Annotated in this window: 16 protein-coding genes; 9 read left to right on the forward strand and 7 right to left on the reverse strand. The window is 69.7% G+C overall.

Translation table 11 applies throughout. The features are described 5' to 3' along the window. Positions 1–53: 53 nt before the first annotated feature. Positions 54–794 carry a LysR substrate-binding domain-containing protein gene (locus tag RR1_RS16180; RefSeq protein ID WP_040772102.1) on the forward strand — a complete coding sequence of 247 codons (741 nt, stop codon included), beginning with the start codon at positions 54–56 and terminating at the stop codon, positions 792–794. A 10-nt stretch (positions 795–804) separates the two neighbouring features. Here RR1_RS16180 and RR1_RS16185 read toward each other — a convergent pair whose 3' ends face one another. Further along, a complete protein-coding gene (locus RR1_RS16185) occupies positions 805–1,749 on the reverse strand; it encodes a LysR substrate-binding domain-containing protein (RefSeq protein ID WP_010836498.1) in 945 nt (314 codons plus the stop codon). A gap of 166 nt (positions 1,750–1,915) precedes the next feature. On the opposite strand from RR1_RS16185, the gene RR1_RS16190 reads away from it, so the two are divergent. Further along, the gene (locus RR1_RS16190; protein ID WP_010836499.1) at positions 1,916–2,503 is read left to right on the forward strand and encodes a peroxiredoxin; all 588 of its coding nucleotides are present in this window, start codon (positions 1,916–1,918) and stop codon (positions 2,501–2,503) included. A gap of 5 nt (positions 2,504–2,508) precedes the next feature. Continuing rightward, positions 2,509–3,039: an alkylhydroperoxidase, AhpD family gene (gene ahpD / locus RR1_RS16195; RefSeq protein WP_010836500.1), complete on the forward strand. Its 531-nt coding sequence runs from the start codon at positions 2,509–2,511 to the stop codon at positions 3,037–3,039. Positions 3,040–3,132: 93 nt separating this feature from the next. On the opposite strand, the gene RR1_RS16200 is transcribed toward ahpD, so the two are convergent. Together RR1_RS16200 and RR1_RS16205 are read right to left on the reverse strand one after the other, a co-directional pair. After that, positions 3,133–3,792 (reverse strand): transglycosylase family protein, encoded by a 660-nt coding sequence (locus tag RR1_RS16200; RefSeq protein WP_010836501.1) that lies wholly within the window; start codon positions 3,790–3,792, stop codon positions 3,133–3,135. Positions 3,793–4,195: 403 nt separating this feature from the next. Further along, positions 4,196–5,455, reverse strand: coding sequence for an aminotransferase family protein (locus RR1_RS16205; RefSeq protein ID WP_040772116.1), 1,260 nt, complete (start codon positions 5,453–5,455; stop codon positions 4,196–4,198). A gap of 161 nt (positions 5,456–5,616) precedes the next feature. Here RR1_RS16205 and hrpA point away from each other — a divergent pair, with 161 nt between their 5' ends. Beyond that, a complete protein-coding gene (gene hrpA, locus RR1_RS16210) occupies positions 5,617–9,552 on the forward strand; it encodes an ATP-dependent RNA helicase HrpA (protein WP_010836503.1) in 3,936 nt (1,311 codons plus the stop codon). Between the two features lie 93 nt (positions 9,553–9,645). Further along, on the forward strand, positions 9,646–10,716 hold the full coding sequence (locus tag RR1_RS16215) for a DUF368 domain-containing protein (protein ID WP_238558905.1): 1,071 nt from the start codon (positions 9,646–9,648) through the stop codon (positions 10,714–10,716). 40 nt (positions 10,717–10,756) lie between these two features. Here RR1_RS16215 and nrdR read toward each other — a convergent pair whose 3' ends face one another. Beyond that, positions 10,757–11,254 carry a transcriptional regulator NrdR gene (nrdR, locus tag RR1_RS16220; RefSeq protein WP_010836505.1) on the reverse strand — a complete coding sequence of 166 codons (498 nt, stop codon included), beginning with the start codon at positions 11,252–11,254 and terminating at the stop codon, positions 10,757–10,759. Between the two features lie 185 nt (positions 11,255–11,439). Then, on the reverse strand, positions 11,440–11,865 hold the full coding sequence (locus RR1_RS16225; RefSeq protein ID WP_143153871.1) for a hypothetical protein: 426 nt from the start codon (positions 11,863–11,865) through the stop codon (positions 11,440–11,442). Between the two features lie 453 nt (positions 11,866–12,318). On the opposite strand from RR1_RS16225, the gene lexA reads away from it, so the two are divergent. Continuing rightward, complete coding sequence (gene lexA / locus RR1_RS16230; protein WP_010836508.1) at positions 12,319–13,005, forward strand: transcriptional repressor LexA; 687 nt, start codon at positions 12,319–12,321, stop codon at positions 13,003–13,005. Positions 13,006–13,098: 93 nt separating this feature from the next. Here the strand turns inward: lexA and RR1_RS16235 are convergent, their stop codons facing one another. Next, a complete protein-coding gene (locus RR1_RS16235) occupies positions 13,099–14,241 on the reverse strand; it encodes an acyl-CoA dehydrogenase family protein (RefSeq protein WP_010836509.1) in 1,143 nt (380 codons plus the stop codon). Between the two features lie 183 nt (positions 14,242–14,424). Then, positions 14,425–15,681: a uracil-xanthine permease family protein gene (locus RR1_RS16240; RefSeq protein ID WP_040772117.1), complete on the reverse strand. Its 1,257-nt coding sequence runs from the start codon at positions 15,679–15,681 to the stop codon at positions 14,425–14,427. A 442-nt stretch (positions 15,682–16,123) separates the two neighbouring features. On the opposite strand from RR1_RS16240, the gene betT reads away from it, so the two are divergent. The 3 genes from betT to RR1_RS16255 all read left to right on the forward strand — a co-directional run. Continuing rightward, positions 16,124–18,175 (forward strand): choline BCCT transporter BetT, encoded by a 2,052-nt coding sequence (gene betT, locus RR1_RS16245; protein WP_238558906.1) that lies wholly within the window; start codon positions 16,124–16,126, stop codon positions 18,173–18,175. A 5-nt stretch (positions 18,176–18,180) separates the two neighbouring features. Beyond that, entirely contained in the window at positions 18,181–19,689 is a 1,509-nt protein-coding gene (locus tag RR1_RS16250; protein ID WP_040772118.1) for an aldehyde dehydrogenase family protein, read from the forward strand. Between the two features lie 10 nt (positions 19,690–19,699). Then, positions 19,700–20,254 (forward strand): GMC family oxidoreductase N-terminal domain-containing protein (locus tag RR1_RS16255; RefSeq protein ID WP_143153874.1); only part of this gene is annotated, 555 nt, incomplete at its 3' end.

Consider the following 20,254-nt stretch of genomic DNA (forward strand, 5'->3'; position numbering starts at 1 on the left):
GCGGGCCCGCCGCGAGGCCGCTTTCGCTCACCGCGGCGGGTATCGTCACGGGCATGAGCGAGCCGTCCCGCTCCCGGTTCGCGCTCGCGTTCGCGCCGGGCGTCACCCCTGCGAAATGGGCGCGTGTATGGGCAGAACGGATGCCCGACGTCGAGCTGGAACTGGTTCCGGTGGACGTCGCCGACGCCGAGGCCCTCGTCCGGCGGGGCGAGGTCGACGCCGGGCTGATCCGGCTGCGTGATCGCGACGGAATCGCGGCGATCGCACTGTACGAGGAAGTCTCGGTCGTCGTCGTTCCCAAGGATCACGTCGCGACCGCCGCCGACGAGGTCTCCCTCGCCGATCTCGCCGACGACGTGCTGCTCCGGCCCGCCGACGACGTCCTCGACTGGCCGCCGGAGCAGCGCTTCTCGGAGCACGCCCCCGCGTCGGCCGCCGTCGCCGTCGACTGGGTGGCGAGCGGGCTCGGCTGCGTGATCGTCCCGCTCTCGCTCGCCCGGCTGCATCACCGGAGCGATCTCACCTACCGCACGGTCACCGACGCTCCCCGATCGTCCGTCGCCCTCGCGTGGCTCGCGGACCGCGCGACCGACGCGACCGAGGAACTCGTGGGGATCGTCCGCGGCAGGACGGCGAACTCGTCACGGGGCCGCGGCGCGCCAGCGGAGGCCCGTACTCGCACCGGCGAGTCCGACGCGCGCCGCAAGCGGAGCGAGAACCCGCCCCGGCAGCGCGGCCGCTCCGGAGCCAAGGGCACGCGATCGGGTTCGCCGCGGGGACGACGGCGCCGGTAGCACCGACAGGTCAGGCGGCGGACGTCGCCGAGTGGCGGCGGCACGGGCTCGGCGCCGCCGCGGCGACGATCTCCGCCAGCGCCGCATAGTCGTCGGCTCGCGCGCTGGACGCACGGAACACCAGCCCGATCGTGCGCCCGGGCGCCGGGTCACCGAACCTCGCTGTGCCCAGTTGCGCGCGCGCAGTCTCGACACCGACTGCGGAGTCGGGTACCAGCGTCACCCCGAGACCTCCTGCGACACACTGGATCACCGTCGACAGCGATGTCGCCCGCGTATCCCGCGCGACGGGGCGCGCATCGACCGAGCGGCACAGGTCGAGCGCCTGGTCGCGCAGGCAGTGGCCTTCGTCGAGCAACAGCAGCGGCAGCCCGTCGAGGGCGTCGACGGCGACCTCCCGGCGGCCGGCGAACTCGTGTGCCGCGGGCGTCACGATCACGAAATCCTCGTCGTAGAGGGGTATTTCGGTGACGCCGTGCTGTTCCGACGGCAACGCGAGGACGGCGACGTCGAGCAGCCCGGAGCGCAACGACTCGAGGAGCCGCGCGGTGCGATCCTCGACGATGCGCGGCGTCACCGACGGGAGCGCCTCGTGCATCGCGGGCAGCATGGCGGGCAGCAGATACGGCGCGACCGTGGGGATGAGACCGATGCGGATCGGTCCCGTGAGACCTTCGCCCACGCCGTCCGCCGCGGTGACGAAGGCATCGGATGCGTCGAGGACGGCCTTGGCGTACCCGAGCAGATGGTTCCCGGTCGTCGTCACCATGACGCGCCGCGTCGATCGTTCGATCAGCCGAACGCCGAGCCCCGACTCGAGCGCCGCGAGCGCCTGCGACAGTGTGGGTTGGCTCACATTCAAATGCGCTGCGGCAGTGCCGAAATGACGAAACTCGGCGACCGTCACGAAGGCACGCAGCTGTGACAGCGTGGGCTGATAACTCTGATCGGGCATGCCTATCAGTCTAGTGCGAGCTATCACCTTTACTTTTCAAAGGACCCGTGAAAAGTTGGACTCACACCAGAAAAGGCGTCGAGCGGTGCACGTGTCGTGCCCCACGTTCGGCGCCTCTTCGGTCGTTCGATTCCCCGAAGGCGTATGCCACGAGAAGGAGAGAACCATGGCTCTGCTCACCATCGGTGACCAGTTTCCCGCCTACAACCTCACGGCCGTGATCGGCGGCGACCTGTCCAAGGTCGACGCGCAGCAGCCCGACGACTACTTCACGCAGGTCACGAGCGACGACTACGCCGGCAAGTGGCGCATCGTCTTCTTCTGGCCGAAGGACTTCACCTTCGTGTGCCCCACCGAGATCGCGGCCTTCGGCAAGCTGAACGACGAGTTCGCCGACCGCGACGCCCAGGTGCTCGGCGCCTCGGTCGACAACGAGTTCGTGCACTTCCAGTGGCGCGCGCAGCACGAGGATCTCAAGACCCTCCCGTTCCCGATGCTCTCGGACCTCAAGCGTGAACTCGCTTCGGCCGCAGGCGTTCTCAACGCCGACGGTGTCGCCGATCGCGCGACGTTCATCATCGACCCGAACAACGAGATCCAGTTCGTCTCCGTCACCGCGGGCTCGGTCGGCCGCAACGTCGACGAGGTCCTCCGCGTCCTCGACGCACTGCAGTCCGACGAGCTGTGCGCGTGCAACTGGAAGAAGGGCGACCCGACGATCGACGCCGGCGAGCTCCTGACCGCGAGCGTCTGATCACCATGTCGATCGAGAACCTCAAGAACGCACTGCCCGAGTACGCCAAGGATCTCAAGCTGAACCTCGGCTCGCTCGCCCGCTCGACCGAGCTCGGCGAGCAGCAGCTGTGGGGCACGTTCCTCGCGTCGGCCGCCGCGACGAAGAACGCGACCGTGCTGCGCGAGGTCTCCGAGGACGCCGCCGACGTGCTGTCGGCGGAGGCGTACGACGCCGCCCTCGGCGCCGCGACGATCATGGGCATGAACAACGTCGCCTACCGCGCGAAGGGCTTCCTCGGCGGTGACTACGCCCAGGTGCGCATGGGGCTGCGGATGAACATCATCGGCAACCCCGGCATCGAGAAGGCCGACTTCGAGCTGTGGAGCCTCGCGGTGTCCACGATCAACGGCTGCCACGACTGCACCTCGGCGCACGACGCCGTCGTCCGCAAGGAAGGGCTGACCAAGGAGCAGGTCTGGGAGGCCGTCAAGGTCGCCGCGACCCTCGCCGGCGTCGCCCAGGCGATCGCCATCGAGGAAGCGAAGATCCAGTAGGACCTTCCACCTTCTCACGCGTCGGGGCCCCGTCCGGAATCATCCGGACGGGGCCCCGCGCATGTCACGGGTGGCAATCACCCGGCGTCACGATCAGACGTCGAGGTGCTGCCCGACGAAGATGAGATCGACGTCGTCGACCTGCTGGGCGAGAGCGTCGAAGTCCGCGCCCTGCTCGGCCGCGATCGTGGTCAGCGTGTCGCCTTCCTTCACGACGTAGTTGCCGCCCTCCCACTTGGCGCTCGACGAACCGGTCGACTGCGCCGACGTCGTGGACGGCTCCGTGGTGGTGGGCTCGGTGGTGGTGGGCTCCGTGTAGGTGGGCTCGGTCCACTGCGAGGACGCCGCCTGTTCCTGGTAGGTGGGCTCGGTCCACTGGCTGCTCGTGTCGGTGTAGCCGGAGGCCGCCGGTGTGGTGCCGCCGGTGAGGTACTGGCCGCACGTCGGCCACGCACCCGGGCCCTGCGTCTGGAGGACGCGCTCGGCGACGGCGATCTGCTCGGACTGGCTGGCGTTCGCGGCGTTGCCGGATCCGCCGTGCGACTCCCACGTGCTCTGCGAGAACTGCAGGCCACCGTAGTAGCCGTTGCCGGTGTTCGTGCTCCAGTTGCCGCCGCTCTCGCACTGAGCGACGCCCGACCAGTCGTACCCCTGGGCACCGGCGGTACCGGTTCCGAGCACGAGCGGAATCGCGATCAGCGATCCGGTCGCGGCCACGACGCCCATGGTTCGCTTGATGAAGATCTTGGTCATGCGCGCTGCATCCTCTCGTTGCCCGCTCACCTCACGCCTCGCGCGGCTCCCGCTCCGACGATGGTGTTCTCGGAACATGCCGACCCCGCGGAGCGGGAGGAGAGCGGTGGCGAGACCGGCATTCGCCCGGTTGTTTCGGGCACGATCGACGCTAACGCAATGATCACGAAAAGGTCACGAAGCAATATTTACGGAACGCCGGTACCAGAACACGGGCGCGATGCGCACTCCCGCGCTGTTCCGGCCACGTTCCCCGGACACACGAACGCCCGAGCAGGACCGGCCGGTTTGTGACGAGCCCCACCCGAAAGGCCCCGCTCGGGCGTCCGCAATGTCCGATCGACGTCGTCTCCGTCACCGCTGTGCAACGGTGAGGTCACGGTCGCCGGAACTTTGCCGGTGCCTAGCCGAGAGCGGCGGCGAATCGTCGTGCGAGTTCCTGGACCTGCTCGTCCGTCATCACGAACGACGGTGAGATCTGCAGCGCCCCCTGCCCGGCCGCGCGTCCCGACACACCGTGACGACGCAGGTCGAGCACGAATCCGGGCGCTTCCGCCGGATCGGCGAGCTGCACCGCGGCGACCGCTCCGACGCCGCTGCGCACCGTCTCGACCCGCGGATGATCGGCGAGCGGCGCCAGTGCCTGCGCGAGCGTCCCCTCGAGTCGCGCCGACTCCGCGAGCAGTCCCTCGCGTTCGACGATGTCGAGATTCGCCATCGCGGCGGCGGCCGCACCCGCATGGCCGCCGTAGGTGTATCCGTGCCAGAACCACGTCCCGCCGGCGTAGAACGGCTCGGCGACGCGCGGCGCGACGAAGACCGCACCCATCGGCACGTACCCGGACGTGAGACCCTTCGCCGTCGTCATCAGATCGGGTTCGAGATCCCAGCGGGAGGACGCGAACCACTCGCCGCCGATGCGGCCGAACCCGGTGACCACCTCGTCGGCGACGAAGAGGATGTCGTTGTCGCGGCAGATCCGGCGGACCTCGGCGAGATACCCCTCCGGCGGCGCGTACACGCCACCGGCACCGATGATCGGCTCGCAGAAGAACGCGGCGATCGTGTCGGCGCCCCGTTCCTCGATCAGCTGCAGCAGGGCCTTCGCGTCGTCCCACTCGATGCTGTGGGCGTCGGGCATGAGCTCGCCGTAGCCCTCGTGGTTGACGGGAATGCCCGCGAGGGCCGTACCCGCGACGTGCATGCCGTGGTACCCGCGCCGACGGCCGACGAGCGTGCGCTTCTCGGGCCGGCCGACGGCGTTCCAGTAACGGCGGGCGAGCTTCGCGGCGGTGTCGACGGAGTCCGATCCACCCGACGTGAAGAAGACCCGGCTGCCGGGCACCGGCGCGAGCGCCGCGAGCCGATCCGCGAGCCGCGACGTGATGTCGGAGGTGATGTCGCCGAAGTTCGAGTAGTGGGCGAGCGTCCCGAGCTGACCGGCGACGGCATCGGCGATCTCCCGGCGGCCGTGCCCCACGTTCGCGAACCACAGCCCGCCCGTCGCGTCGAGGTACTCACGTCCGGAATCGTCGTACACGAGCGCGCCGTCACCACGTACGAGGGTGAAGGGGCCGTTCGCCGTGACCGCACCCATGTCCGCGAAGCCGTGCCACAACGCCCTGAATTCGCCTCGCGCGGCCTTGTTCTCGCTCGATTCCATGATCTCCACTCCCACTCGCCCGGCGTGTGCACCGTTCGCCCGTTCGGACGATGCCGACTATCGCACGCCCCGGCGGCCGGCCGACGACGGCGTCGGTCTCGCCTGCGCGTACCCCGCGCCCGACGGCCGGGCGTCCCCGTCCCGATATCCTGGGACCCGTCATGTCGACACATCACCGCACCGCGTCCGACACACCGTCGCGAGCCGAGCTGAAGAAGCGCCTGAGCGAGGTCTCGATCGCCGACGCCGCACGCCTGCGCCGCACGATCGACAAGGCCCGCGACGAGCAGGCCCTCGCCCGCGCCGCGCAGCGTCTCGACGCCGCCGCGGCGCGCGTCGCCTCCCGCGCCGCCGCCGTGCCGCCCGTGAGCTTTCCGGCCGAGCTGCCCGTCAGCGCCCGCCGCGACGACATCGCCGCTGCGATCGAGCGCCATCAGGTCGTCATCGTCGCGGGCGAGACCGGATCGGGGAAGACGACCCAGATCCCCAAGATCTGCCTCCAACTCGGCCGCGGTGTGCGCGGACGAATCGGCCACACCCAGCCGCGCCGGCTCGCCGCCCGCAGCGTCGCCGACCGCATCGCGCACGAGCTGGGCGTCGAACTCGGCGGTGCGGTGGGCTACGCGGTGCGCTTCACCGACAAGGTCGCCGACGACACCCTCGTCAAACTCATGACGGACGGCATCCTGCTCGCGGAGATCCAGCGCGACCGCATGCTGCGTGCCTACGACACGATCATCATCGACGAGGCGCACGAGCGCAGCCTCAACATCGACTTCATCCTCGGCTATCTCGCGCAGCTGCTCCCCCGCCGGCCCGATCTCAAGGTGATCGTCACGTCCGCGACGATCGACCCGGAACGATTCGCGCAGCATTTCGCCGTCGACGGCGTCCCCGCACCGATCGTCGAGGTCTCGGGCCGGACGTATCCCGTCGAGGTCCGGTACCGCCCGCTGGCGGTCGCCACCGGGGGCGACGACGAGGACGACCGCGCCGAGCCGCTCGGCATCGTCGACCGCGATCCGGTCGACGCGATCTGCGATGCCGTCCGCGAACTGCTCGCCGAACCGCCCGGCGACATCCTCGTGTTCCTCTCGGGCGAACGCGAGATCCGCGACACCGCAGACGCCCTCGCCGAGCTGACACTGCGCAATCTCGAGATCCTCCCGCTCTACGCCCGGCTGTCGGCCGCGGAACAGAACCGCGTCTTCACCTCCCACACCGGCAGGCGCGTCGTGCTCGCGACCAACGTCGCCGAGACCTCGCTCACGGTGCCCGGCATCCGGTACGTCGTCGACCCCGGAACGGCCCGCATCTCGCGCTACTCGGTCCGGACGAAGGTGCAGCGACTGCCGATCGAACCCGTCTCGCAGGCGTCGGCACGTCAGCGCACCGGCAGGTGCGGCCGAGTCGCCGACGGCATCTGCATCAGGCTGTATTCGGAAGAGGACTTCCTCTCCCGGCCGCCCTTCACCGAACCCGAGATCCTGCGCACGAACCTCGCGTCGGTGATCCTCCAGATGGCCGCCCTCGGTCTCGGCGACATCGCGGCGTTCCCCTTCGTCGAACCGCCCGACCCGCGTGCCATCCGCGACGGCATCGCCGTCCTCGAGGAACTGGGCGCCCTCGAACCCGGCTCACGCGGCGACGATCCGACGCTGACACCGACCGGCCGCGACCTCGCCCGCATCCCCGTCGACCCGCGGATGGCACGGATGCTCGTGCAGGCACGCCACGAGGGAGCACTCCGCGAGTTGCTCGTGATCGTCGCCGCCCTGTCGATCCAGGACGTCCGCGAACGGCCCGCCGAGCACCGTCAGGCGGCCGACGAGAAGCACGCCCGCTTCGACGCCGACGGCTCCGACTTCCTCGCCTATCTCGCGCTGTGGCGCTATCTGCGCGAGCAGCGCGACGCCCTGTCGTCCAACCGGTTCCGCCGGATGTGCCGCGACGAGTATCTGCACTACCTGCGGATCCGGGAATGGCACGATCTGCACGGACAGTTGCGGCGGATCACCCGCGACCTCGGCTGGACCGAGGCCGACGCCCCCGCCGGACCGGACGCCGTCCATCGCTCGCTCCTGTCGGGGCTGCTTTCGCACATCGGTCTCCGCGAGGGCGAGACGCGCGAGTTCGCGGGCGCCCGCGGCAGCAAGTTCGTCGTCTTCCCCGGATCGAGCCTCGCGAAGAAACCGCCCCGATGGGTCATGGCCGCCGAACTCGTCGAGACGTCGCGGCTGTTCGGGCGCACCGTCGGCCGCATCGAGCCCGAGTGGGCGGAACGGCTCGCGGGACCGCTCGTCAAACGGACCCATTCCGAACCGCACTGGTCCTCTCGGCGCGGCGCGACGATGGCCTACGAGCGCGTCACGCTGTTCGGCGTTCCGCTCGTCGCCAAGCGGGCCGTCGACTACGGCGCGATCGACCCCGAGGTCGCGCGCGAGATGTTCATCCGCCACGCGCTCGTCGACGGCGAGTGGACGACCCACCACCGCTTCTTCCACGACAACAAGGCGCTGCTCGACGACGTCGAGGAACTCGAGCATCGCGCGCGCCGACGCGACATCGTGGTCGACGACGACGCGCTGCACGACTTCTACGACGAACGCATCCCCGCCGACGTCGTCTCGGCGCGCCACTTCGACGCGTGGTGGAAGAAGGCACGCCGCCGCGATCCCGATCTGCTCGACTTCACCACGGCGACCGTCCTCAACGCCGACGCCGCCGCGGTCAGTGCCCGCGAGTTCCCCGACGCCTGGCGGCAGGGCGACGTACAGTTCCCGCTCTCCTATCAATTCGAGCCCGGTCACGACGACGACGGCGTGACCGCGACGATCCCCGTCGCGACCCTCGGTGTCGTCCGGCCCGTCGGATTCGACTGGCTCGTCCCCGGGATGCGCTCCGACCTCGCGGTCGCCCTGATCAAGACGCTGCCCAAGCACCTGCGCCGTCAGGTCGTGCCCGCGCCCGACTTCGCGGAGGCCGCGCTGGCCGCCGTCACGCCGCGGTCCGAACCGATCGCCTCGGCACTCGCGCGCGAACTGTCGCGGCTCGGCGGTCTCGACATCGCCGCCGACGACTTCGACCCGACGGCACTGCCCGCACACCTGCGGATGACGTTCGTCGTGCGCGACGAGGAGGGCCGCGAACTCGGCCGCGGCAAGGACCTCGCCGCGCTGCGCCGTTCCCTCGCGCCGAAGGTCCGCGCCGAGGTCTCGCGCGCCGCGACCGGTGCCGAACGCCCGCCGGCGACGACGTGGACCGCGGACACACTGGGCACGCTCGCGCCGTCGGTCACCCGCACGCTCGCCGGGCAGCAGGTCACGGGTCATCCCGCGCTCGCGGTCGAGGGCCCGGGTGTGGCGGTGCGCGTCTTCACGACCGAGGCCGAGGCCCGCGCCGCCCACCGCGCGGGGTTGCGGACGCTGCTCGTCCATGCACTGCCGCTCACGACGAGGTCCGCCGTCGGCGGGCTGGGCAACGCCGATCGCCTCACCCTCGGCGCGAACCCCGACGGAAGCATCGACGCGCTCGTCGACGACTGCAAACGCGCGGTCGCCGACCGAGCCGTCGCGACGTACGACTCCCCCGTGCGCTCACCCGAGGAGTTCGCGCGGTTCACCGAGCACGTGCGCCCCGGCTTCGCGCGCGGCGTCGCGGCCCTCGCCCGTTCGCTCGTCCCCGTCCTCGAGGCCGATCGTCGCGTGCGGGCACTGCTCGACGGCGGATCGGGCGACGCGGTCGAGGACGTGCGGCAGCAACGGGATTCGCTCGTCTTCCCGGGCTTCGTCGCCGAGCTCGGGCTCGCCCGGCTCCGGCATCTCCCGCGCTATCTCGCCGCCGCTGCGGTGCGGCTCGAGTCGCTTCCCGGGTCGGCCGGCCGCGACGAACGGGGCATGGACACGCTCGACCGCGTGTACGGGGCGCTCGACGCCGCGCTCGCCCGGATGCCCGAACAGCGCCGGACCTCGCGGGCGGTGGACGCCGTGCTGTGGTCGATCGAGGAGTTGCGGGTGAGCCTGTTCGCGCAGTCGCTCGGCACCGACGGCCCGATCTCGGAGAAGCGGGTCACGACCGCGATCGCCGCGCTGCGCTGACGGCCGGGCGGTTCCCAGGAGCGCTGTGAGTGGCGTCATACTCGGCGCGTCCGTTTCGCCCCGTTCCCCGGCCGGTCCACTACCCTCGGCCGGATGAGCACTTCGGCCCCTGCAGAGCAGTCGACCCGCACCGGCGTGGGTGCCCACTCGGCCAACATCGCCCGAGGCGGACTGATGGGAGTCGTCGAGACCATCCCCGGCGTCAGCGCCGGGACGGTCGCCCTGATCACCAACATCTACGACAGGCTGATCCTGTCCGCCGGGCACGCCGTGTCCGGCATCCGCGCCGTCGTCACCGACGTTCCGCGCGGAGCGGGAACGCAGCGCGCACGCGAGCAGGCCCGTGGGATCGACTGGCCGCTCGTCGCCGGGGTGCTCGCCGGCATGGCCGTGATGGTGGTCATCTCCGCCGCCATCGTCGCACCGCTCGTCGAAGCCCACCCGCAGCGGTCGTACGCACTCTTCTTCGGGCTCGTCCTGGCGTCGCTGTGGGTGCCGTTCTCGACGAGCGGCGGCACATGGCGACCCCGCGACGTCGCCCTCGCACTCGCGGCCGCCGCAGCGGCATTCATGCTCACGGGACTGCCCCCGAGCGACGTCAGCGATCCTGCACCGCTCTTCGTCGTCGGCTCGGCGATGATCGCGATCTGCGCGCTCGTGATCCCGGGACTCTCGGGCGCCTTCATGCTGCTCGCTCTCGGCATGTACACGACGACGATGGACGCCCTCAACAACCGCGAGATCGGCTACATCCTGCTGTTCGCGACGGGTGCGTTCCTCGGCCTGTCGATGTTCGTCAAGGTCCTGCAGAAGCTCCTCGAAGAGCATCGACACATCACACTCGTCGTCATGACGGGACTGCTCGCCGGATCGCTGCGCGCGCTGTGGCCGTGGCAGCCGTGGGACGGCGAGAGCCGCGATCTCCTCGCGCCGTCGACGGACGTCGCGATGACCGTCGGCCTCATGGCCGCGGGCGTGGCGATCGTCGTCACCGCACTCGTCGTGTCGGCTCGCATCGAGAGCGCGCGGGCTCCGCAGCTCCAGGTCGCGGCCGCGGGGACCGGTACAGACGAGCCGGTCGCTCCGACTGCTCAGGAGACCCCGGACACGACCACCGCAGGCACACGCGCCGCGCCGAGCCGCAACGACGGCACCGAGGACTGACGGCGGACCGACTGGGCCACCCACACGGGCGGCCTCCCGCTCAGACGCGCTGCTCGGCACTCTCGCTGCGGGACGCGTCGTCCGTGGTGGCGTCGCGGTGAAGGCGCATCTCGTCGATCTCCCGCGCGAAATCCTCTGCCGAGCTGAACGAGCGGTACACCGAGGCGAACCGCAGGTAGGCGACCTCGTCGAGATCGCGGAGCGGTCCGAGGATCGCGAGCCCGACTTCGTTGCTCGGGATCTCCGCGGAACCCGACGCGCGGACGGCGTCCTCGACCTGCGCGGCGAGTTGGTCGAGGGCATCGGCGTCGACCTGACGTCCCTGGCACGCGCGCGCGACACCGCGCTTGACCTTCTCCCTGCTGAACGGCTCCGTCACGCCGCTGCGCTTGACGACGGACAGTACCGCGGTCTCGACGGTGCTGAATCGGCGGCCACACTCGGGGCACGCACGCCGACGCCGGATGGCCTGCCCGTCGTCGACCTCGCGCGAGTCGACGACGCGCGAGTCGGGGTTACGGCAGTACGGGCAGTGCATGCGCGATCCTTCGTCGGGTCCGGCGTGGCCGCCGCGACGCACGTCGATGCCGCTGTGCGTGGCCCGGAGGCCACGACCACGTGGAAGTGAGAGCCTGTCAGTGCCAGAGACTACCCGGCCCCGCACCGACGTGTCCGGGCGTGGCACGGGGTCGCCGCACCTCGGGCCGCTCGCCCCACCGCGCATCAGGACCCCGCCGCAGATCCGGCGTGCTCGACGGAGACGACGTGCTCGGCGGGAAGCGGCGCCGGGGCGGGGCCTGCCGCGAGGTTCGCGACGCCGACCAGACCGAGAATGGAGACCGCGGACGCCAGCGCCGCAACCGCGACACCTCGCCACCCCGCCGATCCGGACGTCTCCGGACGCCGGGCCGGCACGGCGCATCGGGTTCCGCGCTGCGCCGGGCGTGGCCGCCGATCCGCCACACGGGGACGATCGAGAACCCGCGCGCGTCGCTCGGCCCCTGCCGCACGTGCCGCCATACCGGCGGTCGCCGTACCCGGAACCGTACGCAGCATCATCCCGTTCTCCACCGCCCTCGTCTTCCCGGCCGCCACAGCCTTCTCGATCGCCGTCGTCGCCATATCCGCCGTCCCAGCTCGCATGCCCATCACCCGCTCGTCTCGCTCGAATCCGACCACTCACCGTTTCCGACCACTCACGGTTCGAGGCACTCGAACACGCTTTCGTAGTACGTGTGTTCGAGTCTTGCAGACGGGTCCGACATTGTCACGAGGCAACGAGGAATTCGTCGAACATTTCTTCGATTCGGCGGTTCGAGGGAGTGAATTCATCCACAGCTCCGGTCGAACACACAGACGTCGAACACGTGTTTGAGAACGCGCGGAGAAACGGATACATTCGTGGGGCGACTCGAGTCACAGGACTCTCGTTGCGTCCCATCGACAACGATCCACTCGACCGGGACGCGCCGACGGCCCCTGCGGACGACCGAGCACCGAGGCACGAAGTACCGAGCACGAAGTACCGAGCACGAAGTACGAAGCACCGAACAGTAAGCACGAGCAGACGAGAACCCACAGCACGCAGAAGGACGGCACGCGATGAAGAAGAGGACCTCGACCGACGCCGCGGCGGATCCCACCGATCCGCTCGCCGGCCTCACCGACCGCCAGCGGCGCGTCCTGAACGTGATCCGGGACACGGTCGCGCAGCGCGGGTATCCGCCGAGCATCCGCGAGATCGGCGACGCCGTGGGGCTGAACTCCACCTCGTCGGTCGCGCACCAGTTGCGCACGCTCGAGCGCAAGGGGCTGCTCAAGCGCGATCCCAACCGGCCCCGCGCGGTCAACGTGCAGATCGTCACCGATCCCGCGCCGCAGACGACTCCCGCGACGCTCGACGCGCCCACCGAGGCGACGATGGTGCCCGTACTGGGCCGTATCGCCGCCGGTGGCCCGATCCTCGCCGAGGAGGCCGTCGAGGACGTCTTCCCGCTCCCGCGTGAACTGGTCGGGCAGGGTTCGCTGTTCCTGCTCAAGGTGGTCGGCGAGTCGATGGTCGACGCCGCGATCTGCGACGGCGACTGGGTCGTGGTGCGTCAGCAGAACGTCGCCGACAACGGCGACGTCGTCGCCGCGATGATCGACGGCGAGGCCACCGTCAAGACGTTCAAGCGCACCGGCAAGGACGTATGGCTCATGCCGCACAACGAGCTGTTCGAGCCGATCAACGGCAACGACGCCGTGATCCTCGGCAAGGTCGTCACGGTCATGCGCAAGCTCTCCTGACACACGACACGGGCCCGGCCACGCGCGAAGCGTGGCCGGGCCCGTGTCGGCGAGAAGGACGGCGGCAGCGGACGTCCGGGGCCGCCGCGTGTGTCAGAGATTCAGGCCGCGGCCGATGATTTCCTTCATGATCTCGGTCGTACCGCCGTAGATCGTCTGAACGCGCGAATCCATGTAGGCCTTCGCGACGGGGTATTCCTTCATGTAGCCGTAGCCGCCGTGCAGCTGGAGGCAGCGGTCGATCAGCTCGACCTGCTTCTCCGTCGTCCACCACTTGGCCATCGCGGCCTCCTGGACCGTGAGCGTCTCGGCGTTGAGAAGTTCGATGCACTTGTCGACGAAGACCCGCGCGATCTGGGTCTCGGTCGCGAGTTCGGCGAGCACGAAGCGCGTGTTCTGGAAGCGTCCGATCGGCTTGCCGAACGCCTTGCGGTCGCGGGCGTACTGCGTCGTCTGATCGAGCACCGCCTCCATCGCGGCGGCCGCGACGACGGCGATCGAGAGGCGCTCCTGCGGGAGGTTCTTCATGAGGTAGATGAACCCCATGCCCTCCTCGCCCAGGAGATTCGCGCCGGGCACGCGGACGTCGGAGAAGCTCAGCTCGGCCGTGTCCTGTGCCTTCATGCCGATCTTGTCGAGATTGCGGCCGCGCTCGAAGCCCTCCATGTCGCGCTCGACGACGAGGAGCGAGAAGCCCTGCGCGCCTGCCTCCGGGTTCGTCTGGGCGACCACGATCACGAGGTCGGCGTTGATGCCGTTCGTGATGAAGGTCTTGGAGCCGTCGAGGATCCAGTCGTCGCCGTCACGCACCGCGCGGGTACGGATGCCCTGCAGGTCGCTGCCGGTGCCGGGCTCGGTCATCGCGATCGCAGTGATGATCTCGCCCGACGCGAAGCCGGGGAGCCAGCGCTTCTTCTGCTCGTCGTTCGCGAGCTCGATCAGGTACGGCGCGACGACGTCGTTGTGCAGTGGGAAGCCGATTCCGCTGAAGCCGCCGCGGGTCGTCTCCTCGGTGACGATGGAGTTGTACCGGAAGTCCTTGACTCCCCCGCCGCCGTACTCCTCCGGCACTGCGGTTCCGAGGAACCCCTGCTTGCCGGCCTCGACCCAGACACTGCGGTCGACGATGTTCTGTTCCTCCCACTGCGCGTGGTAGGGCGCCACGTGCTGTTCGAGAAACTTCCGGTACGACTCCCGGAACATCTCGTGCTCGGGTTCGAACAGGGTGCGTTCCACGCCGGACTCCTCATGTCGTTCCGGCCCCGCCCGGGGCCGGTTCCAGTGACGGCCCGGCGCTCGTCGCACACGGGCCCCTCGCGAACGAGCCTAGGACGCCCTGCGAACGTGGTGAATGACCCAGACGATCGGGAAACGTGACCGAGAACTCGTCGGGTTGCCCGCGGTCCCGGCGATCTGCGGCTACGCCCGGCGCAGGCGCGCGAGCCGGCGCATCACGGGGTAGAGCACGAGGATGCCGACCGAACCCCAGGCGATGCCGCCGAGTTCGACCGAGCCGATCGCGAGCGTGAGATCGCCGATGCCGGCGACGAGGGCGGCGGCGACGACCGTGAGATTGACCGGGTCGGTGAAGTCGACCTTCGCGTCCATCCAGATGCGCACGCCGAGAATGCCGATGAGGCCGTAGAGCACGAGCGTCGCACCGCCGAGCACACCGTCCGGCACCGTGAACACGAGCGCGCCGAACTTCGGCGAGAACGCGAGCACGATCGCGGTCGCTGCCGCGACCCAGTAGGCGGCGGTCGAATAGACGCGTGTCGCTGCCATCACGCCGATGTTCTCCGCGTAGGTCGTCGTCCCGGATCCACCTCCGGCGCCGGCGAGCGTCGTGGCGAGTCCGTCCGCGAGCAGGGCGTCGCCCGCGACGTCGTCGAGCGAACGGCCCGTCATCGCGGCGACGGCCTTCACGTGACCCACGTTCTCGGCCACGAGGACGATCACGACTGGCAGCGTCACCGCGATGACGCCCAGTTCGAACGAGGGCGCGTGGAAGGTGGGAAGCCCGATCCAGTCGGCCTCGCGGAGTGCGGCGACCCGCTCCTCCGAGAGCCCGCCCGAGACCGCCGCGAACACCCACCCGACGACGACGCCCACGAGAATGCCGAGCCGCCCGAGCATGCCCGGGCCGACGACGGTCACGAGGACGATCGCGACGAGCGTGATCGTCGCGACGAGCGGTTGTGCCTCGTAGGACGCGGTCGCGACCGGCGCCAGATTGAGCCCGATGAGCACGACCACGGCGCCCGTCACGACGGGCGGCATCACGGCGTCGATCACGCGGGCGCCCGCGAACTTCACCGCGAGGCCCACGAGGAGCAGCGCCGCGCCGGCGACGAGGACGCCACCGAGCTGAGCACCGATGCCCGATCCGGCCGACGCCGTGAGCGGTGCGATGAAGGCGAACGAGGAGCCGAGGTAGCTGGGCACGCGGTTGCGCGTGATCAGCAGGAACAGGACCGTACCGATACCCGAGAACAGCAGGGTCGTCGTGACGGGGAAGCCGGTGATCGTCGGGACGAGCAGCGTCGCACCGAACATCGCGACGACGTGCTGCATCCCGATGCCCATCGTCCGCGGCCAGCTCAGCCGCTCGTCGGGCGCGACGACCGCGCCGGCGCCGATCGAACGGCCGTCGCCGTGGAGGGTCCAGCCGAACAGACGTCCCCGGTCCGGGGCGGCGGGAGAGAGGCCGGGCGCGCCCTCGGCGCGGTGTCGATCGTTCACAAATCGGAAATAGTAGGGCCATACCGCCGCGGCGTCCGCGCCCGGACCGCCCGGGCGCCGCCGACGGCGGTCCCGGCACCGCGCCGATCGCCGTGTGAGCGAACTCCCACCCGGCCGAACCGGAGCACTCCGGGTCACGCGCGATCGTCGTCGTGCGCAGCACTTCTTGCCCGAATTGCGTCGTGCGCGAGGCTACCTGCGCCGGGCCCGTGGCGTCGCCGATCTCGCCGGACCGCCCCGCGGCCGCACGTCGCGGCGGTACTTTCTATCCGTTGCCGAGCAGTGCGCGCAGCCTGGCAGCGTCCGTCCGCGCCCGGGCCGCACTCGCCGGATCGCACTCGCCGGACCGGACATCGCGCATCGATGAGGAGGACCTGTGAGTTCGACCGAGGACCAAGAGTCGGCCTCACCGCCGAGATCTCCCGCGAAGGCGGTGATCAACACACCCGTCTTCGCGATCTCGTCCGTCGTCATCGTCGCGATCACGGTCTGGGCGATCGCGGCGCCGGACAACGCCGACACCGTGATCGGCAGTGTCGTCGAATGGATCTCGTCGGCATTCGGCTGGTGGTACTTCCTCGTCGCGACCCTCATCGTGGTGTTCGTTCTGTTCATCGCGTTGAGCCGGTACGGGACGATCCGGCTCGGCCCCGACCAGTCGCGCCCGCGATACAACGTCTTCACGTGGGGCGCGATGCTCTTCGCGGCGGGCATCGGTATCGACCTCATGTTCTTCTCGGTCTCCGAGCCCGTGACGCAGTACCTCGCACCGCCCGTCGGGGACGGCTCGAACACCGAGGCCGCGCGACAGGCGGTGGTATGGACGCTGTTCCACTACGGCATCACCGGCTGGGCGATGTACGCGCTCATGGGCGCCGCGCTCGCGTACTTCGCGTACCGCCGCGGTCTGCCGCTGTCGATCCGTTCGGCGCTGTATCCCGTGATCGGCAAGCGGGTCGAGGGCGCAGTCGGCGACGGCGTCGAGATCGCGGCCGTCATCGGCACGATCTTCGGCATCGCGACCTCGCTCGGTATCGGTGTCGTGCAGTTGAACTACGGCCTGAGCTTCATGTTCGACCTCCCCCAGAACACCGCGATGCAGGTCGCGCTCATCGCGGTCGCCGTCCTCATGGCGACGGCGTCCGTCGTCTCGGGTGTCGACCGCGGTATCCGGCGGCTCTCCGAACTCAACGCGCTGCTGGCACTCGTGCTCATGCTCTACATCCTCGTGACCGGCAAGACGCGGTTCCTGCTCGACGCCATCGTGATGAACGTCGGCGACTACGTCAGCCGGTTCCCGGGAATGACGCTGGACACCTTCGCATTCGACGCGCCGCAGGAGTGGCTCAACGCGTGGACGCTGTTCTTCTGGGCGTGGTGGATCGCGTGGGCGCCGTTCGTCGGCCTGTTCCTCGCGCGCATCTCGCGCGGCCGCACGCTGCGCCAGTTCATCGTCGCCGTGCTGACGATCCCGTTCGCGTTCATCGCGCTGTGGATCGCGATCTTCGGCAACGCCGCGCTCGACATCGTCATCAGCGGCAACGGCGCATTCGGCGAGACGGCGATGAACGCCCCCGAGAGCGCGTTCTACTCACTACTCGATCAGTACCCGGGAGTGTTGTTCAGCGCGGGCCTCGCGACGTTCACCGGTCTGCTCTTCTACGTGACGTCCGCCGACTCGGGTGCCCTCGTCATGACGAATCTGACGTCGCGGCTGGAGGATCCGGAGACCGACGGCCCGAAGTGGAGCCGCATCTTCTGGGCAGTCGCCACGGGTCTGCTGACGCTCGCGATGCTCATCGTCGGTGGTGTCACCACGCTCCAGAACGCGACCATCATCATGGGGCTGCCGTTCTCGTTCGTGATGCTGCTCATCATGGCCGGTCTGCACCGAGCGCTCCGCAGCGAGGTGCTGCTCCGCGGCACCGGCCGCACCGTCCTGCACTCGTCGCTGTCCGAACGCGTGGGCAGCGAACGCGGAGTGCAGCGAACGTGGCGCCAGCGCCTCGCCCGTACGCTCTCGTATCCCGACCGGACGGGCGTCCGGCGCTACGTCGACGAGACCGCGCGCCCCGCACTCGCCGCGGTCGTCGACGAACTGGCGACCCGGTCCATCACGGCACACCTCGAGGAGAACCGCGAAGAACGCACCGGGATACCGCATCTCGACCTCACCGTCGAGATGGGCGAGGGCGACCCACGCTTCCACTATCAGCTGTGGCCCGAGAAGGACGACATCCCGTCGTTCGCGATGAACTCGCAGAGCGAGGACGCCGCGTACTACCGCCTCGAGGTCCACCTCACCGAGGGCAGCCAGCAGTACGACGTCATGGGTTACACCCGCGAGCAACTCATCGGCGACGTCCTCGACCAGTACGAGCGGCACATCGAGTTCCTTCGGCTGCGCAACACACCGACCCTGGAGTGAGCATCATGACCGACCCCGCACCCACCAGCCTCTACATCGGCGGACGCTGGGTGGCCGCCTCCGACGGCGGTACCCGCGAGATCCGCTGCCCCGCCGACGGACGCCACGTCGCGACGGTGTCGGAGGCGACGACCTCCGACACCACGCAGGCGATCGCCGCCGCCCGCGAGGCGTTCGATCACGGACCGTGGCCGCGCACCGTCGCCGCCGAACGCGCTCGTGTCCTGCGCCGTGTCGCCGACCGGTTGCGCGAGCGCAAGGAGGAGTTCGCCCGCGCCGAGGCCCTGGACACCGGCAAGCGCATCGTCGAGGCCCGCATCGACATGGACGACATCGCCGCGTGCTTCGAGTACTTCGGCACGACCGCGGCGCACGACGCCGGGCGGCTCGTCGACGCGGGCGACGCGAACGTCGTGAGCCGCATCCAGTACGAGCCCGTCGGCGTCTGCGGCCTCATCTCGCCGTGGAACTACCCGCTGCTGCAGGCCGCGTGGAAGGTCGCGCCGTGTCTCGCGGCCGGCAACACGTTCGTGCTCAAGCCGAGCGAGCTGACGCCCGCGACGGCGATCCTGCTCATGGATCTGCTCACCGAGTGCGGGGTCCCCGCGGGAGCGGCGAATCTCGTGCTCGGCGCCGGCGCGGTCGCCGGAGCGCCGCTCTCCGAGCATCCGGATGTCGACATGGTGTCGTTCACCGGAGGACTGGTGACCGGCCGGATCGTCGCCGCCACCGCCGCGCAGACCGTCAAGAAGGTCGCGCTCGAGCTCGGTGGCAAGAACGCGAACGTCGTGTTCGCCGACGCGCTCTTCGACGCCGCAGTCGACAACGCGCTCAACGCGGGGTTCGTCCACTCCGGTCAGGTGTGCTCGGCCGGCGCGCGGCTCATCGTCGAGGAGTCGATCCACGATCGGTTCGTCGACGCGCTCGTCGAGCGCGCCCGGGCGATCCGTCTCGGCGGGCCGTTCGACGACGACGCGGAGTCCGGCCCGCTCATCTCCGCTGCCCACCGCGACAAGGTGACCGAGTACGTCCGCAGGGGGGTCGCCGAGGGTGCGACCCTGCGCTGTGGCGGTGAATGGGGGTCCGGTGACCTCGAGGACGGCTTCTTCTATCTGCCGACGGTGCTCGACGACGTGCAGCAGGGAATGTCGGTCGTCGTCGACGAGGGCTTCGGGCCCGTCGTCACCGTCGAGACGTTCACCGACGAGGACGACGCCGTGCGGATCGCGAACGACACCCGCTACGGCCTCGCCGGCGCGGTGTGGACGCAGGACGCCGGACGCGCCCAGCGCGTCGCGAATCGCATGCGTGCGGGCACGGTGTGGATCAACGACTTCCACCCGTACCTCCCCCAGGCAGAGTGGGGCGGGTTCGGCGAATCGGGCTTCGGCCGCGAACTCGGTCCCACCGGGCTCGACGAGTACCGCGAGGCCAAGCACGTCTATCAGAACATCGATCCCGGGGTCAGCGGCTGGTTCGCCGATCGCACGGGCACAGCAGACGGGAAGAACTGACATGCCGTTCATGCAGACCGAGGACCGCGATCCTGCCGGACAGAGCTCGGTGCACGAGTACGACTACATCGTCGTCGGCGGCGGTTCCGCGGGAGCGGCGGTCGCGGCGCGGCTGAGCGAGGACGAGTCCGTCACGGTGGCACTCGTCGAGGCGGGACCGAGCGACGTCGGGCTCGACGAGGTGCTCGTCCTCGAGGACTGGATGAATCTGCTCGAGTCGGGTCTCGACTGGGACTACCTCATCGAGCCGCAGGCACACGGCAACTCGTTCATGCGGCACGCGCGCGCTCGCGTGCTCGGCGGCTGCTCCTCGCACAACTCGTGCATCGCCTTCTGGCCACCGCGAGAGGATCTCGACGAGTGGGCGACCGGGTACGGGTGCGCCGGATGGGAATCCGAGGCGATCTTCCCGTTGATCAAGCGGCTCGAGAACAACTCGCGGCCCGGCGACCATCACGGCCACGACGGCCCGGTCCGGCTGCGCGACGTCCCGGCCGAGGACCCGTGCGGCGTCGCGATTCTCGATGCCTGCGAGCAGGCGGGCATCCCCCGCGCGAAGTTCAAC

Origin of the sequence: Rhodococcus rhodnii NBRC 100604 (genome assembly GCF_001894925.1) — a bacterium.
In the GTDB taxonomy this organism is placed as follows: Bacteria; Actinomycetota; Actinomycetes; order Mycobacteriales; family Mycobacteriaceae; genus Rhodococcus_F; species Rhodococcus_F rhodnii.

Excerpts from the sequence above, each read along its gene's own strand:
- RR1_RS16180 (WP_040772102.1), top strand. The coding sequence starts at position 54 with ATGAGCGAGCCGTCCCGCTCCCGGTTCGCGCTCGCGTTCGCGCCGGGC.
- RR1_RS16185 (WP_010836498.1), bottom strand. The coding sequence starts at position 1,749 with ATGCCCGATCAGAGTTATCAGCCCACGCTGTCACAGCTGCGTGCCTTC.
- RR1_RS16190 (WP_010836499.1), top strand. The coding sequence starts at position 1,916 with ATGGCTCTGCTCACCATCGGTGACCAGTTTCCCGCCTACAACCTCACG.
- ahpD (WP_010836500.1), top strand. The coding sequence starts at position 2,509 with ATGTCGATCGAGAACCTCAAGAACGCACTGCCCGAGTACGCCAAGGAT.
- RR1_RS16200 (WP_010836501.1), bottom strand. The coding sequence starts at position 3,792 with ATGACCAAGATCTTCATCAAGCGAACCATGGGCGTCGTGGCCGCGACC.
- RR1_RS16205 (WP_040772116.1), bottom strand. The coding sequence starts at position 5,455 with ATGGAATCGAGCGAGAACAAGGCCGCGCGAGGCGAATTCAGGGCGTTG.
- hrpA (WP_010836503.1), top strand. The coding sequence starts at position 5,617 with ATGTCGACACATCACCGCACCGCGTCCGACACACCGTCGCGAGCCGAG.
- RR1_RS16215 (WP_238558905.1), top strand. The coding sequence starts at position 9,646 with ATGAGCACTTCGGCCCCTGCAGAGCAGTCGACCCGCACCGGCGTGGGT.
- nrdR (WP_010836505.1), bottom strand. The coding sequence starts at position 11,254 with ATGCACTGCCCGTACTGCCGTAACCCCGACTCGCGCGTCGTCGACTCG.
- RR1_RS16225 (WP_143153871.1), bottom strand. The coding sequence starts at position 11,865 with ATGGGCATGCGAGCTGGGACGGCGGATATGGCGACGACGGCGATCGAG.
- lexA (WP_010836508.1), top strand. The coding sequence starts at position 12,319 with ATGAAGAAGAGGACCTCGACCGACGCCGCGGCGGATCCCACCGATCCG.
- RR1_RS16250 (WP_040772118.1), top strand. The coding sequence starts at position 18,181 with ATGACCGACCCCGCACCCACCAGCCTCTACATCGGCGGACGCTGGGTG.